The following is a 15,220-nucleotide window of genomic DNA, read 5'->3' on the forward strand; positions in this document are numbered from 1 at the left end:
GATATTTATCATCGGCGAGGATCGTATCTTCCCCTGGCGGTGGAAAATTCGCGCTGCTGATTTTAATAATCTCCAAATTCTCCCTCATCTGCTCAAAGGGGTCAAAGTTGCCGATATCGTGGTGATTCTCGGTAGTATCGATATCATTATGGGTTCGGTCGATCGCTAAATTACCCCATGTTCGTTAGATCGGGCGTAATCTTCGGGATTAGTTTTGCTGGAGCAGGAATCAATGTTTGGTCGGCAATGGTTCCAGATCGTCAATTTGTCAATTAAATCGAGGTAAATATATGTTGAAGTTTTACTACGCGACGATTTCGGCCAATTCACAACGAGTTTGGATTACTTTACTAGAGAAACAAATTCCCTTTGAACCAATTATCGTCAACCTGGATGGCGAACAATTTCAATCTGAATTTACTGCCATCAACCCACTGCAACAAGTTCCAGCGATCGTCGATGACGGATTGCGGATATTTGAATCATTAGCGATTTTAGACTACCTCGAAGCGAAATATCCCGTGCCGGAGTTAATGCCAAAAGAATTGGATAAATTGGCAATTGCGCGGATGATTTCGATAATTTCCCTAACTGAGTTACAGCCTGCTGCCATTACATTAAGCAAGCAACTGATAGGAGTAGAGATCGATCCAACGAACGTTGAAAAGGCACGACAACGCGCGAACGCAATTTTGCAATTCTTTGAGGATACGATCGGAGATCGCCCCTACTTCACTGGAAATACATTTACGATAGCCGATATTGTGGCGGGTACTCTGGTTCCATCTGCCGCTATGTTTGGTATTTCATTAGCTCCTTATCCTGGCTTAAATGCTTGGATCGAGCGATTATCTCAGCGCGAGAGTTTTCGACAAACGGCACCAACTCCAGAGGGGGTTCAGGCGGCATTACCAACCATTAAGAAAATTCTAGAAACACGATAACAGCATTTTAACCCTACCTTTAATCTGCTTTAATTAGGTATTTTCTACACTACCGTTGTTCTGGAGGCAAGTTATTAATTGCAGCTACCAGCTTGGCATAAGCAGCTAGATCTACTGGCTTATGTTTGACTTTGATGCTGGCAGGATCGTTGCTAAGATAATTGTTATCTTTCCAGTTTTTTCGATGGTCGAATCGGTCTGGAAACAAAGCCACCACCACAATTTGGGCAAATATTATTGCCTAAAATACTATCCACACAAGTAGCGCAAAAGGTACATTCATAAGTACAAATGCGCGCCTCAATCGAGTCTGGTGGCAATGCTTTATTACAATGTTCGCAGGTTGGTCTAAGTTCGAGCATAATTCTCCTGTTAGCGATCGTTAACGTTAGACGGCAAGATCCTTTCGATATTAAAGGTTACTAAAAATCCCTATGAGTACAGACACTCAAACTGAGTATGTTGCTGCTTTAATCAATTTACACCGTGGACGCGATCGGCAAGGGCCAGGTGACTCTGACTTCTCGCGCCATATTTTGAGCCATCTTCCTGCTTTGCCCCTCCAGCCGCGAATTGTCGATCTCGGATGTGGAAGCGGTGCTGGTGCATTGCTGCTGGCACAACACTACGAAAGTCCGGTCGTGGCAGTCGATTCCTCTGCGGTTTTTATCGATGAACTCAAAGCGCGGGCAAAACAGCTCGATCTTGAGCATTTAATCGTGCCGATTCAAGGTGATATGGGTAAGCTCGATCGGTCAGTGGGTATGTTTGACTTGCTGTGGTCTGAGGGCGCGATTTATCATCTTGGGTTCGAGCAGGGTCTTAAACTCTGGCGACCGCTGCTTGCTGAGAGTGGTATTGCCGTTATATCTGAGCTAAGTTGGTTTATCGATCGTCCGCCAGAGGCTGCGATCGCGTATTGGCAAAATGCCTATCCAATGATGGGGAGTGAGGCTGAGAATATCGTTCGGGCAAATCGGTCTGGCTTCAGCGTACTTTCTACCCATCGGCTGCCGAGTCAGGCTTGGTGGGTCAATTATTACGAACCCCTGCGCGAGCGGATGCAGCAGGTCGAAATCACTCCAATTACTCGTTGGCGGAGCCTGTCTGCAAGACAATCGGTTATTGATGAAACTGAAGCAGAGATGCAAATGTTTGAACGATTTAGCGACTCCTACGGTTATACGTTCTATATTCTGCAAGCAGTTTAGAAAAAAGCCATCATTGGGTGCTATGGCAATCGCTATGACTATTAAGACACTTTCAATCTCAGTCTGCGTAGGCAGACTTTGCATTATTAGCGACGATTACCCTACGGGAACGCTCCGCGAACAATCGTTGTGTCCTAACTGCTATATCTTCAACTGACCTGGCATTGCAACGCCCGCTCCATATAGGACGCTAAGGCAGCATCGTTTTCTCCCCAATGGCTAACTGTCTCTCCTCCTTGTTCATACATCTGATTTAAAGCCGCTTCAATTTCGGGATCGCCCCCCGTGAACTCCTGAATTAAAGCTTGCCGACGACGCACTAAGGCTTGAACCACTCCGCTAGCTGGGTCTGTTCCCTGCTCCATTTCCGCATGAACTTGGGCAATCAGGTCTTCCCAATCGACCTGCGCCTGTTGCATTCTTTCCGATCCCAATAGTTCTTGACGTTGCTTCAGGGTTTCAAGTTGTTCGGGACTGTAGTAATTTTCTAACATGTCCATAACTTGGATAATCTGAAGAACTTCTTCAACAGGAACTGCATCAAGTTTTGCGGCAGTTTGTTCAATGCTTTCTAAGCGTTGTAGAAGCTGTTGAGACAGCTCGATCTGTTTGCGAACTTTGGCAACATGCAATTGAACCATTTCGGCAAAGGCGCGATCGCCATTATCCAAGCAACTTCGCACATCTTCTAACGAAAACCCAATTTGCTTGAGAGTGATGATTTGCTGTAAACGAATGATATCTTGTTTGCCATAAACGCGATAGCCAGATTCTGTCCGATGGGATGGAGATAATAATCCAATTTCATCATAGTAGTGTAGCGTCCGGATCGACAATCTCGTCCGTTTCGACAGATCGCCGACTTTAAAGGTTATAGCTTCCATGTGTGTAACTCCTTTGTTTACTCTCATTCTTAAAAAACAGGAACGCTTCTATCTTAAAACCCTCACCTAACGGGAGGGTCAAGAGGGGGATGCTGCTAATTTAAGAATATAAAACAGACTTCCTGAGAAAATGAGGGTATGAATGACTGCTATTTAATGTTTCAATCGATAGTAAAGCAACATAAATCCGTTGTTGTATATCTTGCTGTTTGTGAGTTCTAACACAGTTTGTTTGAAAATACCTGCAAATAATGGAATACCCGCTCCGATCAAGAGGGGATTGACTTTCAGAATCAATTCGTCGATTTCTGAAAATAGCAAGGTTTCGGGAAATGTTGCAATTAAATCTGCAAAATGCTCCCCTTGTGTCAGAAAACCATCATGTGTACCATCTAGATGAGCAATAAATCGATCTACCGTACAAGCGACGTAATATTTGAGCTGACGCATATTGAATCTCCTGTAAAAGACTCTACTACTTCATTGTATCGAAGCTTTATACTGCTAATATGTACTGCCATCTTTATGTGCTATTTTCCAAGTTCCATCAGTCATTTGAGTTGCTTGTAGATCGTCATTTGGATAATCAACTTCATCGCCTGCGGTGCGATCGCCGATCTCCAAATAGGTCACAATTGCTGACGATCGATTAACTAGTTGATGAGCGATACCTGTCCCCGCTTTGAATCCATAGCAATCTCCCGCCACCATCAAGAATTCCTGTTCTCCCAATACTAGCGTTGGGGTTCCCTCCAGAATAAAAATGAATTCATCCTGCTTGGAGTGACTATGAGCAAGGGCAGACAGGGCACCAGGGGAAAGATGTGTGAGATTGACCCCAAACTGAGTTAGCCCAAAACACTCACCCAGCTTTTGTTTCAACCTGCCTTTAACCTGCGCGGCATAAGGTTCGGGATAAATCGTTTTGCCCATCGTTGCAGGAACGGATTGGGCTGAAATCGGTAATTGGTTCATATTAGCCTCCTATTTACTGAAAAAGTAAACCGATATCAAGAAGAGCAAGCAAACGATACTTTGCAATCGAAGATCCGATCTTTTCCGATCGTCAACAGCAGACTTTTACCGATCTTTTCTGGCTGTCAAACTATTTGTGGAAGCTTATTCTAAAAGACATGGAGCAGGTTAACACCTTCATCCTTTCTAACTCACAATTACAAACAGGAACGATCGTCATGAATTTTTTCAAATCTAGTCTCACATTAACATTAATCGGTCTATTAACTTGTGCTGGATTGGCTACCCCAGCCCTTGCTACACCCGATTTTGACAATAGCCTCAGTGCAGCAGATGATGAGGGGAATGTGGATAACGGGCAATCTCGGACGATTAAAGGCGATGTGACCACTACCGACGATGCCCAAGATTTCCGGCAATTTACCCTCGTTCGTAACTCTACCGTACGCTTTAGCGGTACATCTAACGGAGGAGCAACCGATTTGTTATTAGTGCGGGACTTTAATAATAATCGTGTACTCGATCCGGGGGAAATAATTGCTAAAAGTTCGGGTTCTTTTTCGCATTCATTTACCAGAAATCTAGCATCTGGAAAATATGTCGTTGTTATTCGGAGTCGAAAGTTTAGCGCAGACATCGTTCCTTTCAACGTCACTGTTAAAGCATGAGGATAGTTGAATCAATTCTCTTGCACAGAGGCTGCGCCAACCTCTTGCACAGAGGCTGCGCCAACGATTAAATTTCTAGCAATAGCAAATAGATCGGCGATCGCCTGTCAATGAATTATTTCAAAAGTTGGCGATTTTTACCCTAATCCAATCCACTCCGATCTTAATTTAAAAATAGATCTTGCAATCTAGAGCGAGTCGATCGATCGCATTATATACAAAAGAAGAGGAAACATGAAGAAAGTAGCAGTGTTTGGCAATGCTGGTGGCGGGAAATCAACTTTAAGCCAGAAGTTATCAGAAATCCTAGATTCCCCACTACACAGCTTGGATAAAATCCAATTTCAAGCAAATGGTGTTGCCGTTCCAGTCGCAGAATATCAGCGCATTCACGCCCAAATTCTGGCTACCGATCGCTGGATTATTGATGGCTTTGGTTGTATGGAAACACTTTGGCCGAGACTGGATGCAGCAGATAGTTTAGTATTTGTCGATTTGCCACTGTATTTACATTTTTGGTGGGTGACTAAAAGGATGTTAACGGGTAGTTTTAATCCACCAGCAGGCTGGCCGGAAAATAGCCCAATCTTGAAGAGTTCGATAACTAGTTATCGGGCGTTGTGGTTATGCGATCGATATTTAACTCCAAAATATCGCGAGTATATCCAAAAGGCTAAAAACACTAAAAATGTCTATCATCTGAGATCTTCTCAGCAAATTGAGCAGTTTTTGGTATCGATAGATCCGGTCACTGCCACCAAAAATATTGTCAGTGATGAGAAAACTTGAATGGAGAAACTATGTCACTCAGAGTCTGATTTGTGCGGGATTATTGACGATTCTCATTCTGAGAGGCTACGCCAACGGTATTTCTACCTTGTCTGTCCCTCAAAATCACTCCAGCACAGATGAGATCGAACCACGATCGATCGCTAAAAATCCTCAGCAGTTCTGTAGCAATATTCCAGCGAGTAAACCTGTTGCTCGTACCGAACTATTCTTTGGGTTGCGTAAATCAAATGGAGTCAAAGTAAATAATGCTGAATTTCAACGGTTTCTCGATCGCGAAGTCACGCCCAGATTCCCCGACGGCTTCACCGTAATTTCTGGGCAAGGTCAATTCAAAGATGCTCGTGGTGCCATTCTGCAAGAGCGATCGAAACTATTAATCTTAATCTACCCAATTGCGGCAAGTAGTAACCAGCAGATCGAACAGATTCGCAAAGCTTATATCACTGCTTTTCAACAACAATCTGTACTCCGTGCCGACAATCTATCTTGCGCCGCTTTTTAAGATCCGACTTATCTAACGGAGTTAATCTCATGATTCATCATATTTCGATCGATGCTCGCGATCCGTTACGGGTAGCTGGCGTACTGGCAGAAATCTGGAAGGGAAAAGTGTATGAATTTCTCATTCCTGGTAGTTATCTTGTGATACCTTTTGACAACTATGGCACTCATATTGTGGTATTCAAATCGGGTGATGTTTGGGTGCCGGGTGCCGATGTCGAAGCAGCTAAAGTAAGCCAAACTACACCTACCGATTTTGTTTCTGCTCATGTAGCCATCTCTGTACCTATTACTCATCAGCAAATCGAACAGATCGGACAGAGGGAGGGCTGGCGCGTCCTCATCCGCAGACAGGGAGATGGCATCCCCTTCAGTGCAGTCGAGTTTTGGGTCGAGAATCGCTGGTTGTTTGAGTTTTTCTCACCAGAGTTTGCACCCCAATATCTACAAGCTATGCAACCAGAATCGATCGATCGAATTCTAAGTCAGCCGATCGAATTTGCTCCAGTTTCATAAACTTATCCAGGAGAATTTTAAGATGTCTACTACCGCCAATAAAGAGATCGTCCGCCGTTTTTACGAAGAAGTTTTCAATCAACGCAACGTCGATGCGATCGATGAATTAGTCCATCCAGAGTTTACCAATCACGATCCTACCCCCGTGGCATCGCGAGATCCTGAGTCGATGAAGCAATTCATTCACACCATTACTCAAGCATTCCCCGATCATCATCACGCAATTGAAGATCTCATTGCCGAAGGAGATAAGGTCGTGATGCGCTGTACCCTTACTGCCACCCATCAAGGTTTATTTCCAGGTTTTCTGGAAATGCCGCCTACTGGCAAGTCAATTTGCCAGCGACAGATTCACATTTTACGAGTCCAGGATAGCAAGGTAGCCGAGCATTGGGTCATCCGAGACGATCTGACGATGATGCAACAGCTCGGATTGATTCCGCAACCAGAAATGGCTGTATGACCGATCGCCAAAATTTAATGGAGTTAATTTTATGATTCACCACATTTCAATCGCCGCACACAATCCACTGCACGTTAGCGAAGTGCTAGCAGAAATATTGCAAGGACAATCTGTCCCCTTTCCAGGTCATCCCAGTAGCTACGTCGCGCTGGCTTTCGATCCCCAGGGAACGATGGTTGAAGTTCATCCGTTCGGTACTGCCTTATTCCCAGGTGATGCGGCTAATGAAGCATGTCAACTGCGATCCAATCCAGCAGCATCGATTTACACCGCCAATCATACGGCTATTTCTGTCCCACTCAGCATCGCTCAAATTCAATCGCTCGCCGAACGAGAAGGCTGGCGGATGGCGCATTGTCGTCGCGGCGATAACTACTTTGATGTAATTGAATTCTGGGTAGAAAATCAATTACTCATCGAATTGTTACCACCAGAGCTGGTCGATCGATATCTCGCTTTTATGTCACCAGAATCTTTGGTTGCAGCAGCGCAAGCAGCAGCGGCGCAACAACCAACAGCAGCATGAAACATGAAGATTGAGGAGTTTTACCATGTCTCAAATTCAACTTTATAGTGCAGTTCTGTGTCCTTTTGCTCACCGAGTGCGGTTAACCTTGCAAGTAAAAGGTGTTCCTTTTGAGTCGATCGAAATCGACCCCCAAAATAAGCCTACTAACTTTCTCGAAATTTCGCCTTATGGCAAAGTCCCCGTCCTCAAACATGGCGATAACCGCGTCTGGGAATCGGCGATCGTCAATGAATATCTGGAGGAAACATTTCCCGATCCACCACTTTTACCTACAGATCCCATGCAGCGGGCACAAGCGCGGATTTGGATTAACTTTGCCGATACCCGCTTGTTTGCTACTACTGGAAAACTGTTACACGGTCGCGATCCGCACCCAACGACGTTATTAAACGAACTGAGCGAGCATCTGCTCTTCATGGAGCATGAGGGTTTGCGTAAAAATCCCGCTAGTGCCCCCTACTGGCTGGGAACAGAACTGAGTCTCGTCGATCTGACTTTTCATCCTTGGTTCGAGCAATTAGCCGTATTGGAGCATTTCCGAGGCTTTGGGTTGCCATCTGGACTCGATCGACTTCAGGAGTGGGAGGCAGCAGTAGCCGAGCGGGAAGCGGTGCGATCGATCGCCAATTCACCAGAGTTTTATCTCGAACGCTATGGGCGGCTGGTTCAAGCTAAGTTCTAGTCTCCTGCACATCTCTTTTTAAGTACCCACAGGTAACAAACATCGTGAATTCTAAAACTGGCCACAAGATCGATCTGGAAACTCATGCGATCGAACATCTAACAGCCGATCGATCCCAACATAAATCTTGGTTTGGCAAACTTCGTCAGGCGATCGTCACAGCCTTCGATCCGCGTCAGGAACCCATTTTCTGGAAAAAGCGCGATCGCAATGGCAATGTCTACTGGCAAGGCTACGATCCGGTTAGCAATCGCTCGCTCGAATTTGGCTCTGACGATGAAGCCCGCCACTGGCTCGATCTGCGAATGCCATTTCGATGACGGCATTGGCACTCTCAGCTCTTGGACAGAATCTAATAGTAGCCGATCGACCCACGGTTACTGCCGATCGATCGCCAATCCCATCGCAATCAAATCCTGGGACGGTACTCGACTCCCGCCGAACTGGAGTATCTCGCCACAGGTCAGTTTGTTCATAAACAACCGTTCCCACCCGATTTATCACAACTTCTAATTCAACATTAGTTTTAACGTCAATTCGGGATAAGGATTGCGATCTATAGCGAATAGATAAGTGATCGATAGTTATCGGGTGTTGTGGTTGTGAGATCGATCTGATTCAGTGGTGAGAGAAAACAACATTGTGCTAACTGGAAGTGAAAAAAAACTAATGGTAACAGGAGATCGGATCGGCAACCTCGATCCTGATATGATGCGATCGTGTTGATAACAACAGTTGACATTACTTGTGTCGATCACCTGTGCTTATGACTCCCGATGAAGCTCTGGAAATCTTGGATGGGTTGCTCAAACCCAAAATTTTGATGCAGATCCAAGAGTTTGTCTTGCGGCAAACTTGGGCGGGAGATAGCTATGCGGCGATGGCAGATCGATCGGGCTATGATGAAGACTACATCAAAGAGGTCGGTTCGCGGCTGTGGAAGCTGTTGAGTCAGGTGTTGGGGGTAAAGGTAACTAAAAACACTTTAACCTCTGCCTTTGGGCAATATGGACGCGGATTAGCAGAACCAACAGCAACCCCGATTGTCGTCAATCGATCTATTTCGCCAAACCAGCAACAACAAGCGACACAGATCGACTGGGGCGAAGCAATGGAAGTGTTCGGCTTTCAGGGGCGGGAACTGGAACTCCAACAACTTCAGGATTGGATTGTGCCGATTAATGATGGTGTACCTTCGAGATTAGTAGCGATCTTGGGGATGGGAGGAATTGGCAAAACTGCCCTGACAGTAAAACTAGTCGAACGGTTGCAGCAGAATGGCTACGAACATATTATCTGGCGATCGCTTCGCAATGCGCCACCTTTAACTAACATACTCGCAGATTTACTCCAATTTTTCCGCGATCGGCAGCAGCAATCAGATCGTGGTGCAAAGGGTGTCTCAGCGCAGATCGCCGAACTCATCCAATATCTACGTCAGTCCCGCTGTGTGGTGGTATTAGACAACGCGGAATCGATTTTACAGGGCAAAGAGCGGGCAGGAATTTATCGAGCGGGTTATGAGGAGTATGGGGAATTGTTGCGACAGTTAGGAGAGATTCGTCATCAGAGTTGTGTCATCTTAACCAGTCGGGAAAAGCCCAAGGATATTGCTTTATTAGAAGGGGAAAATAACGTTGTCAGATCGCTCGCTCTGACAGGGATCGACGATCGATCGGCACAAACGATTATGGAACAACGAGGCATATCAGCGACAACCCCAGATCGATGGCAAGATTTATCCCGAAACTACGCCGGAAATCCCCTTGCCTTAAAAATAGTCTCAGCGATGACGATCGAGCTATTTGGGGGTAGTTTAGAACAGTTTCTGGCTCAAATTGAAACGGAGAATAGTAGCCTATTATTCGATGATATTCGGGACTTATTGCAGCAACAATTCGATCGATTGTCGGAGTTGGAACGACAAGTAATGTATTGGCTGGCAATAAATCGGGAATTTGGCTCACTTACCGAAATTCAACAGGATCTAATTTCCGATCGAGATCGACAACACTTACCAGATATTCTCCGCTCTTTGAGCAGACGCAGTTTAATTGAAACTGCAACATCTACTCAAGGGATGAATTTTTCTCAACAGCCTGTGGTGATGGAATACGTTACCGAGCAGTTGATTAATAATGTATGTCAGGAAATTAGGGAAGATAAGATCGGTAAATACCTGCAAAATTACGCGCTACTAAAAGCGACTGCTAAAGATTATATTCGGCAAACTCAAGCTCGATCGATTGTCGATGAAATTATCAATCGTGTCTCTTTATCCAAAACCCAACTCGCAGCCAGATTAAGAGCAATTATCGTTACCTTACCCCGCCAACAGAGAGATTATGCCGCCGGAAATCTGTTGAATCTGCTCGTGCGTTTGGGTGCAGATCTGACAGAATTAGATCTATCCGATTTATGTGTGTGGCAGGCATATTTAAAAGAAACCAATTTACATCTTGTTAATTTTACCAATACCGATCTCGATCGATCTGTCTTTGCCGATCGCTTGGGGAGTTTATTGTCCATTGGCTTGAGTCCCGACGATCGAGTGCTGGCAACAGGTGATACCAATGGTAATGTCAATCTGTGGCAATTAGCCACCGGACAACTGTTACGGCAGACTAAAGCACACAACAACTTAGTGTGGTCGTCGATATTTAGTCCCGATGGTAGCAGCTTGGCGACTTCTAGTGAGGAATCGATCGTCAAATTATGGGATGTCGCCACGGGTGAATGTCGGCACATATTGATGGAACATACCGCTTTTTTTCAGATCGCCATCCATCCCAACAATCGGCATCTAGTCACTGGGAGTGACGATCGGACTGCAAAATTGTGGGATCTAGCTACGGGTGAATGTTTGCGAACCTTTGTCGGACATCCAGCGCAAATTAAATCGATCGAGATCGTCGGTACCGATCGCCTGATTACTGGGGGGGTGGATGGAACGCTCAAACTGTGGGAGCTAGAGACGGGAGTGTGTTTGTGGACGCAAGCGGCACACCTAGAGGAAATTAACTCGATCGCCACTCATCCTCACGATCGTTCAATTGTTACAGCAAGTTCCGATCGCACCCTCAAAATTTGGGATCTAGCAACGGGAAACTGTCTACAAACTTGCAGCGGACATCGCGATCGCCTCATTACTTGTGCGATCGATCCCGCAGGCACACTATTAATCAGTGGAGCTACAGACAGTACAATTAAGCTCTGGGATCTGGCGACGGGAACTTGTCTGAAAACATTGACTGGACATACTGCCTGGGTAACATCGATCGCCTGGACTAGTGACGGACAAACGATCGTCAGCGGTAGTATGGATCGAACCATCAGGGTGTGGCAGATCTCCACAGGGCAATGTATTCGGACGATTCAGGGACATGGCAATATGGTGAGAGCAATTGCCTGGAATACCGCTGGAGACAAGGTGGCCGGGGGTGGAAGCGGTCATACAATCGGCATTTGGGATCTAGCCACTGCCACCTGTTTGCAAACCTTCTGGGGGTCGAAGATCTGGATTTGGTCGTTAGCATTTTTACGGCACACCGATAATGCAACTTCAGAAATCTTAGCTGCTGCCAGTTTTGAGGAAGATATTCGGTTGTGGAATACTGAAACGGGCACTCTGAAAGCAGCGATAACAGACGATCGGTGGAATACGGTCGTCACAGTCGATCGAGCTTGCCAACTACTCGCGATCGGTGGCTATACTGGCAAAGTGCGACTGTGGGATCTCAAGACCGATCGATTATTACAGACGATTGAGGGACTACATAGTGGGATAATTTGGGCGATCGCGTTCCATCCCCAGGCACCTTTATTAGCCACGGGTGGTATGGAGAATTACGTCCAGATCTGGGATTTTCAGACCCAAGTTTGTCGCAAATTATTAGGACACGAGCGGAGAATCGAGTCAGTAGCCTTTAGTGCCGACGGTAGATCGATCGCTAGTGGGAGCGCGGATGGTACGGCGAAGGTATGGTGCGTAGATACGGGTGCATGTTTGATGACTTTTCGCGGACATCGCGATTGCGTTTATGGAGTTGCTTTTGCACCCGATTTTAATGACGCAGGCGGCGCGATCTTGGCTACTGGTAGCGGTGACAGCACGATTAAACTATGGAATGTGGCTACGGGTAATTGCACTATGACTCTAACTGCACACACCGATATTGTTTCATCGATCGCATTTTGTCCCAATCCGGCTACTCCTTATTTATTAGCCAGTGGTAGTTACGATGAAACGATGAAAATTTGGGATATTCGCACTGGCGATTGTCTCCAAACTTTGCGACTCGATCGACTATATGAAGGGATGAAAATTGGTGGCGCAAAGGGTTTAACTACCGCCCAGAAAATGGCTTTAGAACTTTTGGGGGCGATCGAGTAGGGGCAATTCATGAATTGCCCCTACTCGAGGTTGGTGGTGAAGAGAGATCGAACTTTTAGCCCCCTTTTTAAGGGGGTTTGGGGGATTTTAACCTCGAACGAAGCTAGTTAAACGAATCGTATTGGGATAAGTCTAGCTTCCGCGATCGATGCAACATTAATTTACTTAGTAATACAGACGGCATTGCCGTTTATAGCGCACACCTGTTTTGAAGCACAAAGACTGCCATTGCCACGGTCAAGTACTTTTCCGCCTAAAAATTAGCACTCGCTAGCAAGTATATTACTCGTATTAATAACGGGAGGTTCTTTGACAACGGGAGGTTTTTTCTCGCTCCCAGGTCGTAGCAAATCGTTCACTTTGGTAGCGGGATTAGCCACTGATGTCGAGCCAGCAAATGCCGCATCTGTTGTACCCAGGAAGATCCCAATTAGCAACAAGGAAGACAACAAGACATTTTTCCGGCTCAACAATCTGGACTGTTGTTGAACGTTAACTCGTTGGCGGAGCCTGTCCTTTGGACGATCGACAAAATTAGCAATAGGTTTCATGGTGATTTTTCTCAATGATGGTGAGTTAGATCCTCGTGTCAAAAATCTGACATTTTGAAGGTAAATCTTTGACAGTTACCTTTAGTACGGAGGACACAGTAAATTGGATTTCACAACTTCGCAAGTTACCAAGCAAAAAACGGCGTTGCCGATCTGAAATTCAGATTTTCAAATCCAATCTGATGTCAGACCCGTACTAACGATAACAGCGCATAAAAGACACTAATCCTTCACCACACTAAAACTATGAAACTTCATTCCCTACTTTTACCGCTACTAGCGGTTCCCATTCTCTCCATGTCACTTCCTGCCAAATCCGAACCGTCGCTTACCCCCAACATCAACATCAACATCAACCCACAGCAAGTTGATGAAGTTGTCGATTTTGGCACCCACAAGGTTAATGAACAACTAAATCAAAAAGTATTCAAAATCGACGTTAAAGTTCCACTCGGTCATACCAAATTTATCGTTACGCCACCGCACCCATTTAATCTGAACACTCACAATGGTCAGATCGACACAAATCGTCGCGGTGAAATAGAGGCAAGCCTAAATTCAAGCGGATTAAGTGCTGGAACACATCAAAAAGTTGTTACGATTTTAACCGAGAAAAAGTTAATAATTAAGCGAGTTTTACTGAAAGTAAAAATTGTCCCTAGCAGTACTACTCCTGGTTTTCCAAATGGCGAAGATCCTCGTACAAAGCCCTAAAACTTACCAACAGGATCGAATAAATGTAAACTAATTTTTCGGATCTAATCCGGGAAAAAATCCAGGGGAACACTTTTATCCCAAGAGATCGCGCCACTGTTTGAATAATTGATTGTGGGGTTGGAGATCGATTGCCCGATCGTAATCGACGATCGCGCCTGACAGATCTCCGATCTGCTGCCGAAAGTTTGCCCGCTCTGCATATAAATAAGCACAATTTGGATCGATGGCAATTTCTCTATCGATCCAATAGATCGCCCCAAAAATATCGCCATTCTCCATGCAAGTATAAATCCGATCGGCAAGATGATGTCGATCGAGATCCAATCTGATGTTTCGAGCTGGATGGTTTTCCATAGCGATCTATAAATGTGAAGCGCATCTTGCTGTGATTCGGGGTGTATAGAGATTAAGTCTAATATTTTCTTAAAGTATTAACAGTAATAAAAAGTTAGATAAAGTCAGTTATTTGGTTGCCCCAAAACTAACTTTGAATTCTGAAAACAACTTGGAAAGGTGGGAAAAAGTCATAAAAAGTGAGTTATTTCGGCTCCATCCGATCTCACTTTTGGGTGCAAGTCAAGATTTTCACAGATCGGATTTTGCGAAGGCGATTACCTCCGGTAGGCTACGCCAACGACTGAAAACAATGATAGACAGGGCTGTGAGTCGATCGCTCGGCTTTGCTGTGACATCTAGTCTCGATGGTTTCCAAAATACAACACTTTTAGTGACTTTTTCTTACTGTGCAATCTTAAGCATTTGAGTACTATCAGCACAGGGCTAGAGCCTAGCCAAATTATTATTTATTTAGGACTAATCGGATGAGCCAAATTCATTTCGATCCTCCCGATGCTGACTTAATTGCTAGTTTACGTCAAGGGAACAAAAATGCTTTAAGTGTTCTATACGATCGCTATGGGGGTTTAGTGTACACTTTAGCCCTAAAATTACTCGATCGTCCTGATGAAGCAGAAGATCTCACCCAAGAGATATTCTTGAGCTTTTGGAAACAGGATAAATTCGATCCAAGTCGTGCTAAGTTAAGTAGCTATCTATGCTTACTGACTCGATCGAGAGCGATCGATAAGTTGCGAACTCGGCAGAGCGAACAAAAATCGCTGCAAAGATTCCAACAAAATATCATTCCCCAAACCGATCTACCGACTCCATTAGATTCAGTAAGTCTTACTGAGGAACGAGCTATCGTTCGGGAGTCTCTAGCTTCATTAAGCGATCGTCAAAGACAAATTCTCGAATTAAGTTATTATCAAAACCTCAGCCAATCAGCGATTGCCACACAACTCGATCTACCATTAGGTACTGTCAAAACTCATACACGGCAAGGACTAATTAAATTACGTCAACTGTTGCAATCGCAGATTGGTTAAAGGAGA

The 15,220-nt window shown here is 45.1% G+C and carries 18 protein-coding genes and 2 pseudogenes; 14 read left to right on the plus strand and 6 right to left on the minus strand.

The window, feature by feature from the left end:
- Positions 1–169: pseudogene (locus ACEW9I_RS09010) on the plus strand (NADPH-quinone oxidoreductase); the annotation flags it as partial.
- A 121-nt stretch (positions 170–290) separates the two neighbouring features.
- Positions 291–944, plus strand: a complete 654-nt coding sequence (locus ACEW9I_RS09015) for a glutathione S-transferase family protein (protein ID WP_373540014.1) — start codon at positions 291–293, stop codon at positions 942–944.
- A gap of 49 nt (positions 945–993) precedes the next feature.
- On the opposite strand, the pseudogene ACEW9I_RS09020 reads toward ACEW9I_RS09015, so the two are convergent.
- A pseudogene (locus ACEW9I_RS09020) lies at positions 994–1,306 on the minus strand (DUF1272 domain-containing protein).
- A gap of 72 nt (positions 1,307–1,378) precedes the next feature.
- Here ACEW9I_RS09020 and ACEW9I_RS09025 point away from each other — a divergent pair.
- The gene (locus ACEW9I_RS09025; RefSeq protein WP_373540015.1) at positions 1,379–2,155 is read left to right on the plus strand and encodes a cyclopropane-fatty-acyl-phospholipid synthase family protein; all 777 of its coding nucleotides are present in this window, start codon (positions 1,379–1,381) and stop codon (positions 2,153–2,155) included.
- 149 nt (positions 2,156–2,304) lie between these two features.
- On the opposite strand, the gene ACEW9I_RS09030 is transcribed toward ACEW9I_RS09025, so the two are convergent.
- From ACEW9I_RS09030 to ACEW9I_RS09040, 3 genes are all read right to left on the minus strand, one after another.
- The gene (locus tag ACEW9I_RS09030; protein WP_373540016.1) at positions 2,305–3,039 is read right to left on the minus strand and encodes a MerR family transcriptional regulator; all 735 of its coding nucleotides are present in this window, start codon (positions 3,037–3,039) and stop codon (positions 2,305–2,307) included.
- Positions 3,040–3,192: 153 nt separating this feature from the next.
- On the minus strand, positions 3,193–3,489 hold the full coding sequence (locus ACEW9I_RS09035) for a hypothetical protein (protein WP_373540017.1): 297 nt from the start codon (positions 3,487–3,489) through the stop codon (positions 3,193–3,195).
- A gap of 54 nt (positions 3,490–3,543) precedes the next feature.
- A complete protein-coding gene (locus ACEW9I_RS09040) occupies positions 3,544–4,014 on the minus strand; it encodes a cupin domain-containing protein (protein WP_373540018.1) in 471 nt (156 codons plus the stop codon).
- A gap of 158 nt (positions 4,015–4,172) precedes the next feature.
- Between ACEW9I_RS09040 and ACEW9I_RS09045 the strand changes: the two genes are divergently transcribed.
- The 9 genes from ACEW9I_RS09045 to ACEW9I_RS09085 all read left to right on the plus strand — a co-directional run bounded on the left by ACEW9I_RS09045 (position 4,173) and on the right by ACEW9I_RS09085 (position 12,558).
- Positions 4,173–4,682 carry a hypothetical protein gene (locus ACEW9I_RS09045; RefSeq protein ID WP_373540019.1) on the plus strand — a complete coding sequence of 170 codons (510 nt, stop codon included), beginning with the start codon at positions 4,173–4,175 and terminating at the stop codon, positions 4,680–4,682.
- A 234-nt stretch (positions 4,683–4,916) separates the two neighbouring features.
- A complete protein-coding gene (locus tag ACEW9I_RS09050) occupies positions 4,917–5,471 on the plus strand; it encodes an adenylate kinase (protein ID WP_373540020.1) in 555 nt (184 codons plus the stop codon).
- Positions 5,458–5,976 (plus strand): DUF3574 domain-containing protein, encoded by a 519-nt coding sequence (locus ACEW9I_RS09055; RefSeq protein WP_373540021.1) that lies wholly within the window; start codon positions 5,458–5,460, stop codon positions 5,974–5,976. Before ACEW9I_RS09050 ends, ACEW9I_RS09055 begins: the two co-directional genes overlap by 14 nt.
- A gap of 29 nt (positions 5,977–6,005) precedes the next feature.
- Entirely contained in the window at positions 6,006–6,491 is a 486-nt protein-coding gene (locus ACEW9I_RS09060; protein WP_373540022.1) for a hypothetical protein, read from the plus strand.
- A gap of 22 nt (positions 6,492–6,513) precedes the next feature.
- Positions 6,514–6,954, plus strand: a complete 441-nt coding sequence (locus ACEW9I_RS09065; protein WP_373540023.1) for an ester cyclase — start codon at positions 6,514–6,516, stop codon at positions 6,952–6,954.
- A 31-nt stretch (positions 6,955–6,985) separates the two neighbouring features.
- A complete protein-coding gene (locus ACEW9I_RS09070; protein WP_373540024.1) occupies positions 6,986–7,480 on the plus strand; it encodes a hypothetical protein in 495 nt (164 codons plus the stop codon).
- A 25-nt stretch (positions 7,481–7,505) separates the two neighbouring features.
- Positions 7,506–8,165, plus strand: a complete 660-nt coding sequence (locus ACEW9I_RS09075) for a glutathione S-transferase family protein (protein WP_373540025.1) — start codon at positions 7,506–7,508, stop codon at positions 8,163–8,165.
- 44 nt (positions 8,166–8,209) lie between these two features.
- Positions 8,210–8,485 (plus strand): hypothetical protein, encoded by a 276-nt coding sequence (locus ACEW9I_RS09080; RefSeq protein ID WP_373540026.1) that lies wholly within the window; start codon positions 8,210–8,212, stop codon positions 8,483–8,485.
- Positions 8,486–8,931: 446 nt separating this feature from the next.
- Positions 8,932–12,558, plus strand: coding sequence for an NB-ARC domain-containing protein (locus ACEW9I_RS09085; protein WP_373540027.1), 3,627 nt, complete (start codon positions 8,932–8,934; stop codon positions 12,556–12,558).
- A 260-nt stretch (positions 12,559–12,818) separates the two neighbouring features.
- Here the strand turns inward: ACEW9I_RS09085 and ACEW9I_RS09090 are convergent, their stop codons facing one another.
- Complete coding sequence (locus tag ACEW9I_RS09090) at positions 12,819–13,109, minus strand: hypothetical protein (RefSeq protein WP_373540028.1); 291 nt, start codon at positions 13,107–13,109, stop codon at positions 12,819–12,821.
- Between the two features lie 246 nt (positions 13,110–13,355).
- Here ACEW9I_RS09090 and ACEW9I_RS09095 point away from each other — a divergent pair, with 246 nt between their 5' ends.
- Positions 13,356–13,823: a hypothetical protein gene (locus ACEW9I_RS09095; protein ID WP_373540029.1), complete on the plus strand. Its 468-nt coding sequence runs from the start codon at positions 13,356–13,358 to the stop codon at positions 13,821–13,823.
- A 75-nt stretch (positions 13,824–13,898) separates the two neighbouring features.
- On the opposite strand, the gene ACEW9I_RS09100 is transcribed toward ACEW9I_RS09095, so the two are convergent.
- The gene (locus tag ACEW9I_RS09100; RefSeq protein ID WP_373540030.1) at positions 13,899–14,180 is read right to left on the minus strand and encodes a hypothetical protein; all 282 of its coding nucleotides are present in this window, start codon (positions 14,178–14,180) and stop codon (positions 13,899–13,901) included.
- Between the two features lie 467 nt (positions 14,181–14,647).
- Between ACEW9I_RS09100 and ACEW9I_RS09105 the strand changes: the two genes are divergently transcribed.
- Positions 14,648–15,214 (plus strand): sigma-70 family RNA polymerase sigma factor, encoded by a 567-nt coding sequence (locus tag ACEW9I_RS09105; protein ID WP_373540031.1) that lies wholly within the window; start codon positions 14,648–14,650, stop codon positions 15,212–15,214.
- Positions 15,215–15,220 lie beyond the last annotated feature (6 nt).

Source organism: Chamaesiphon sp. (genome assembly GCF_041738855.1).
GTDB lineage: Bacteria > Cyanobacteriota > Cyanobacteriia > Cyanobacteriales > Chamaesiphonaceae > Chamaesiphon.

Coding starts and splice junctions, on each gene's coding strand:
- ACEW9I_RS09085 (WP_373540027.1), top strand. CDS start 8,932: ATGACTCCCGATGAAGCTCTGGAAATCTTGGATGGGTTGCTCAAACCC.
- ACEW9I_RS09040 (WP_373540018.1), bottom strand. CDS start 4,014: ATGAACCAATTACCGATTTCAGCCCAATCCGTTCCTGCAACGATGGGC.
- ACEW9I_RS09035 (WP_373540017.1), bottom strand. CDS start 3,489: ATGCGTCAGCTCAAATATTACGTCGCTTGTACGGTAGATCGATTTATT.
- ACEW9I_RS09025 (WP_373540015.1), top strand. CDS start 1,379: ATGAGTACAGACACTCAAACTGAGTATGTTGCTGCTTTAATCAATTTA.
- ACEW9I_RS09065 (WP_373540023.1), top strand. CDS start 6,514: ATGTCTACTACCGCCAATAAAGAGATCGTCCGCCGTTTTTACGAAGAA.
- ACEW9I_RS09090 (WP_373540028.1), bottom strand. CDS start 13,109: ATGAAACCTATTGCTAATTTTGTCGATCGTCCAAAGGACAGGCTCCGC.
- ACEW9I_RS09030 (WP_373540016.1), bottom strand. CDS start 3,039: ATGGAAGCTATAACCTTTAAAGTCGGCGATCTGTCGAAACGGACGAGA.
- ACEW9I_RS09055 (WP_373540021.1), top strand. CDS start 5,458: ATGAGAAAACTTGAATGGAGAAACTATGTCACTCAGAGTCTGATTTGT.
- ACEW9I_RS09100 (WP_373540030.1), bottom strand. CDS start 14,180: ATGGAAAACCATCCAGCTCGAAACATCAGATTGGATCTCGATCGACAT.
- ACEW9I_RS09045 (WP_373540019.1), top strand. CDS start 4,173: ATGGAGCAGGTTAACACCTTCATCCTTTCTAACTCACAATTACAAACA.
- ACEW9I_RS09075 (WP_373540025.1), top strand. CDS start 7,506: ATGTCTCAAATTCAACTTTATAGTGCAGTTCTGTGTCCTTTTGCTCAC.
- ACEW9I_RS09105 (WP_373540031.1), top strand. CDS start 14,648: ATGAGCCAAATTCATTTCGATCCTCCCGATGCTGACTTAATTGCTAGT.
- ACEW9I_RS09060 (WP_373540022.1), top strand. CDS start 6,006: ATGATTCATCATATTTCGATCGATGCTCGCGATCCGTTACGGGTAGCT.
- ACEW9I_RS09015 (WP_373540014.1), top strand. CDS start 291: ATGTTGAAGTTTTACTACGCGACGATTTCGGCCAATTCACAACGAGTT.
- ACEW9I_RS09050 (WP_373540020.1), top strand. CDS start 4,917: ATGAAGAAAGTAGCAGTGTTTGGCAATGCTGGTGGCGGGAAATCAACT.
- ACEW9I_RS09095 (WP_373540029.1), top strand. CDS start 13,356: ATGAAACTTCATTCCCTACTTTTACCGCTACTAGCGGTTCCCATTCTC.
- ACEW9I_RS09070 (WP_373540024.1), top strand. CDS start 6,986: ATGATTCACCACATTTCAATCGCCGCACACAATCCACTGCACGTTAGC.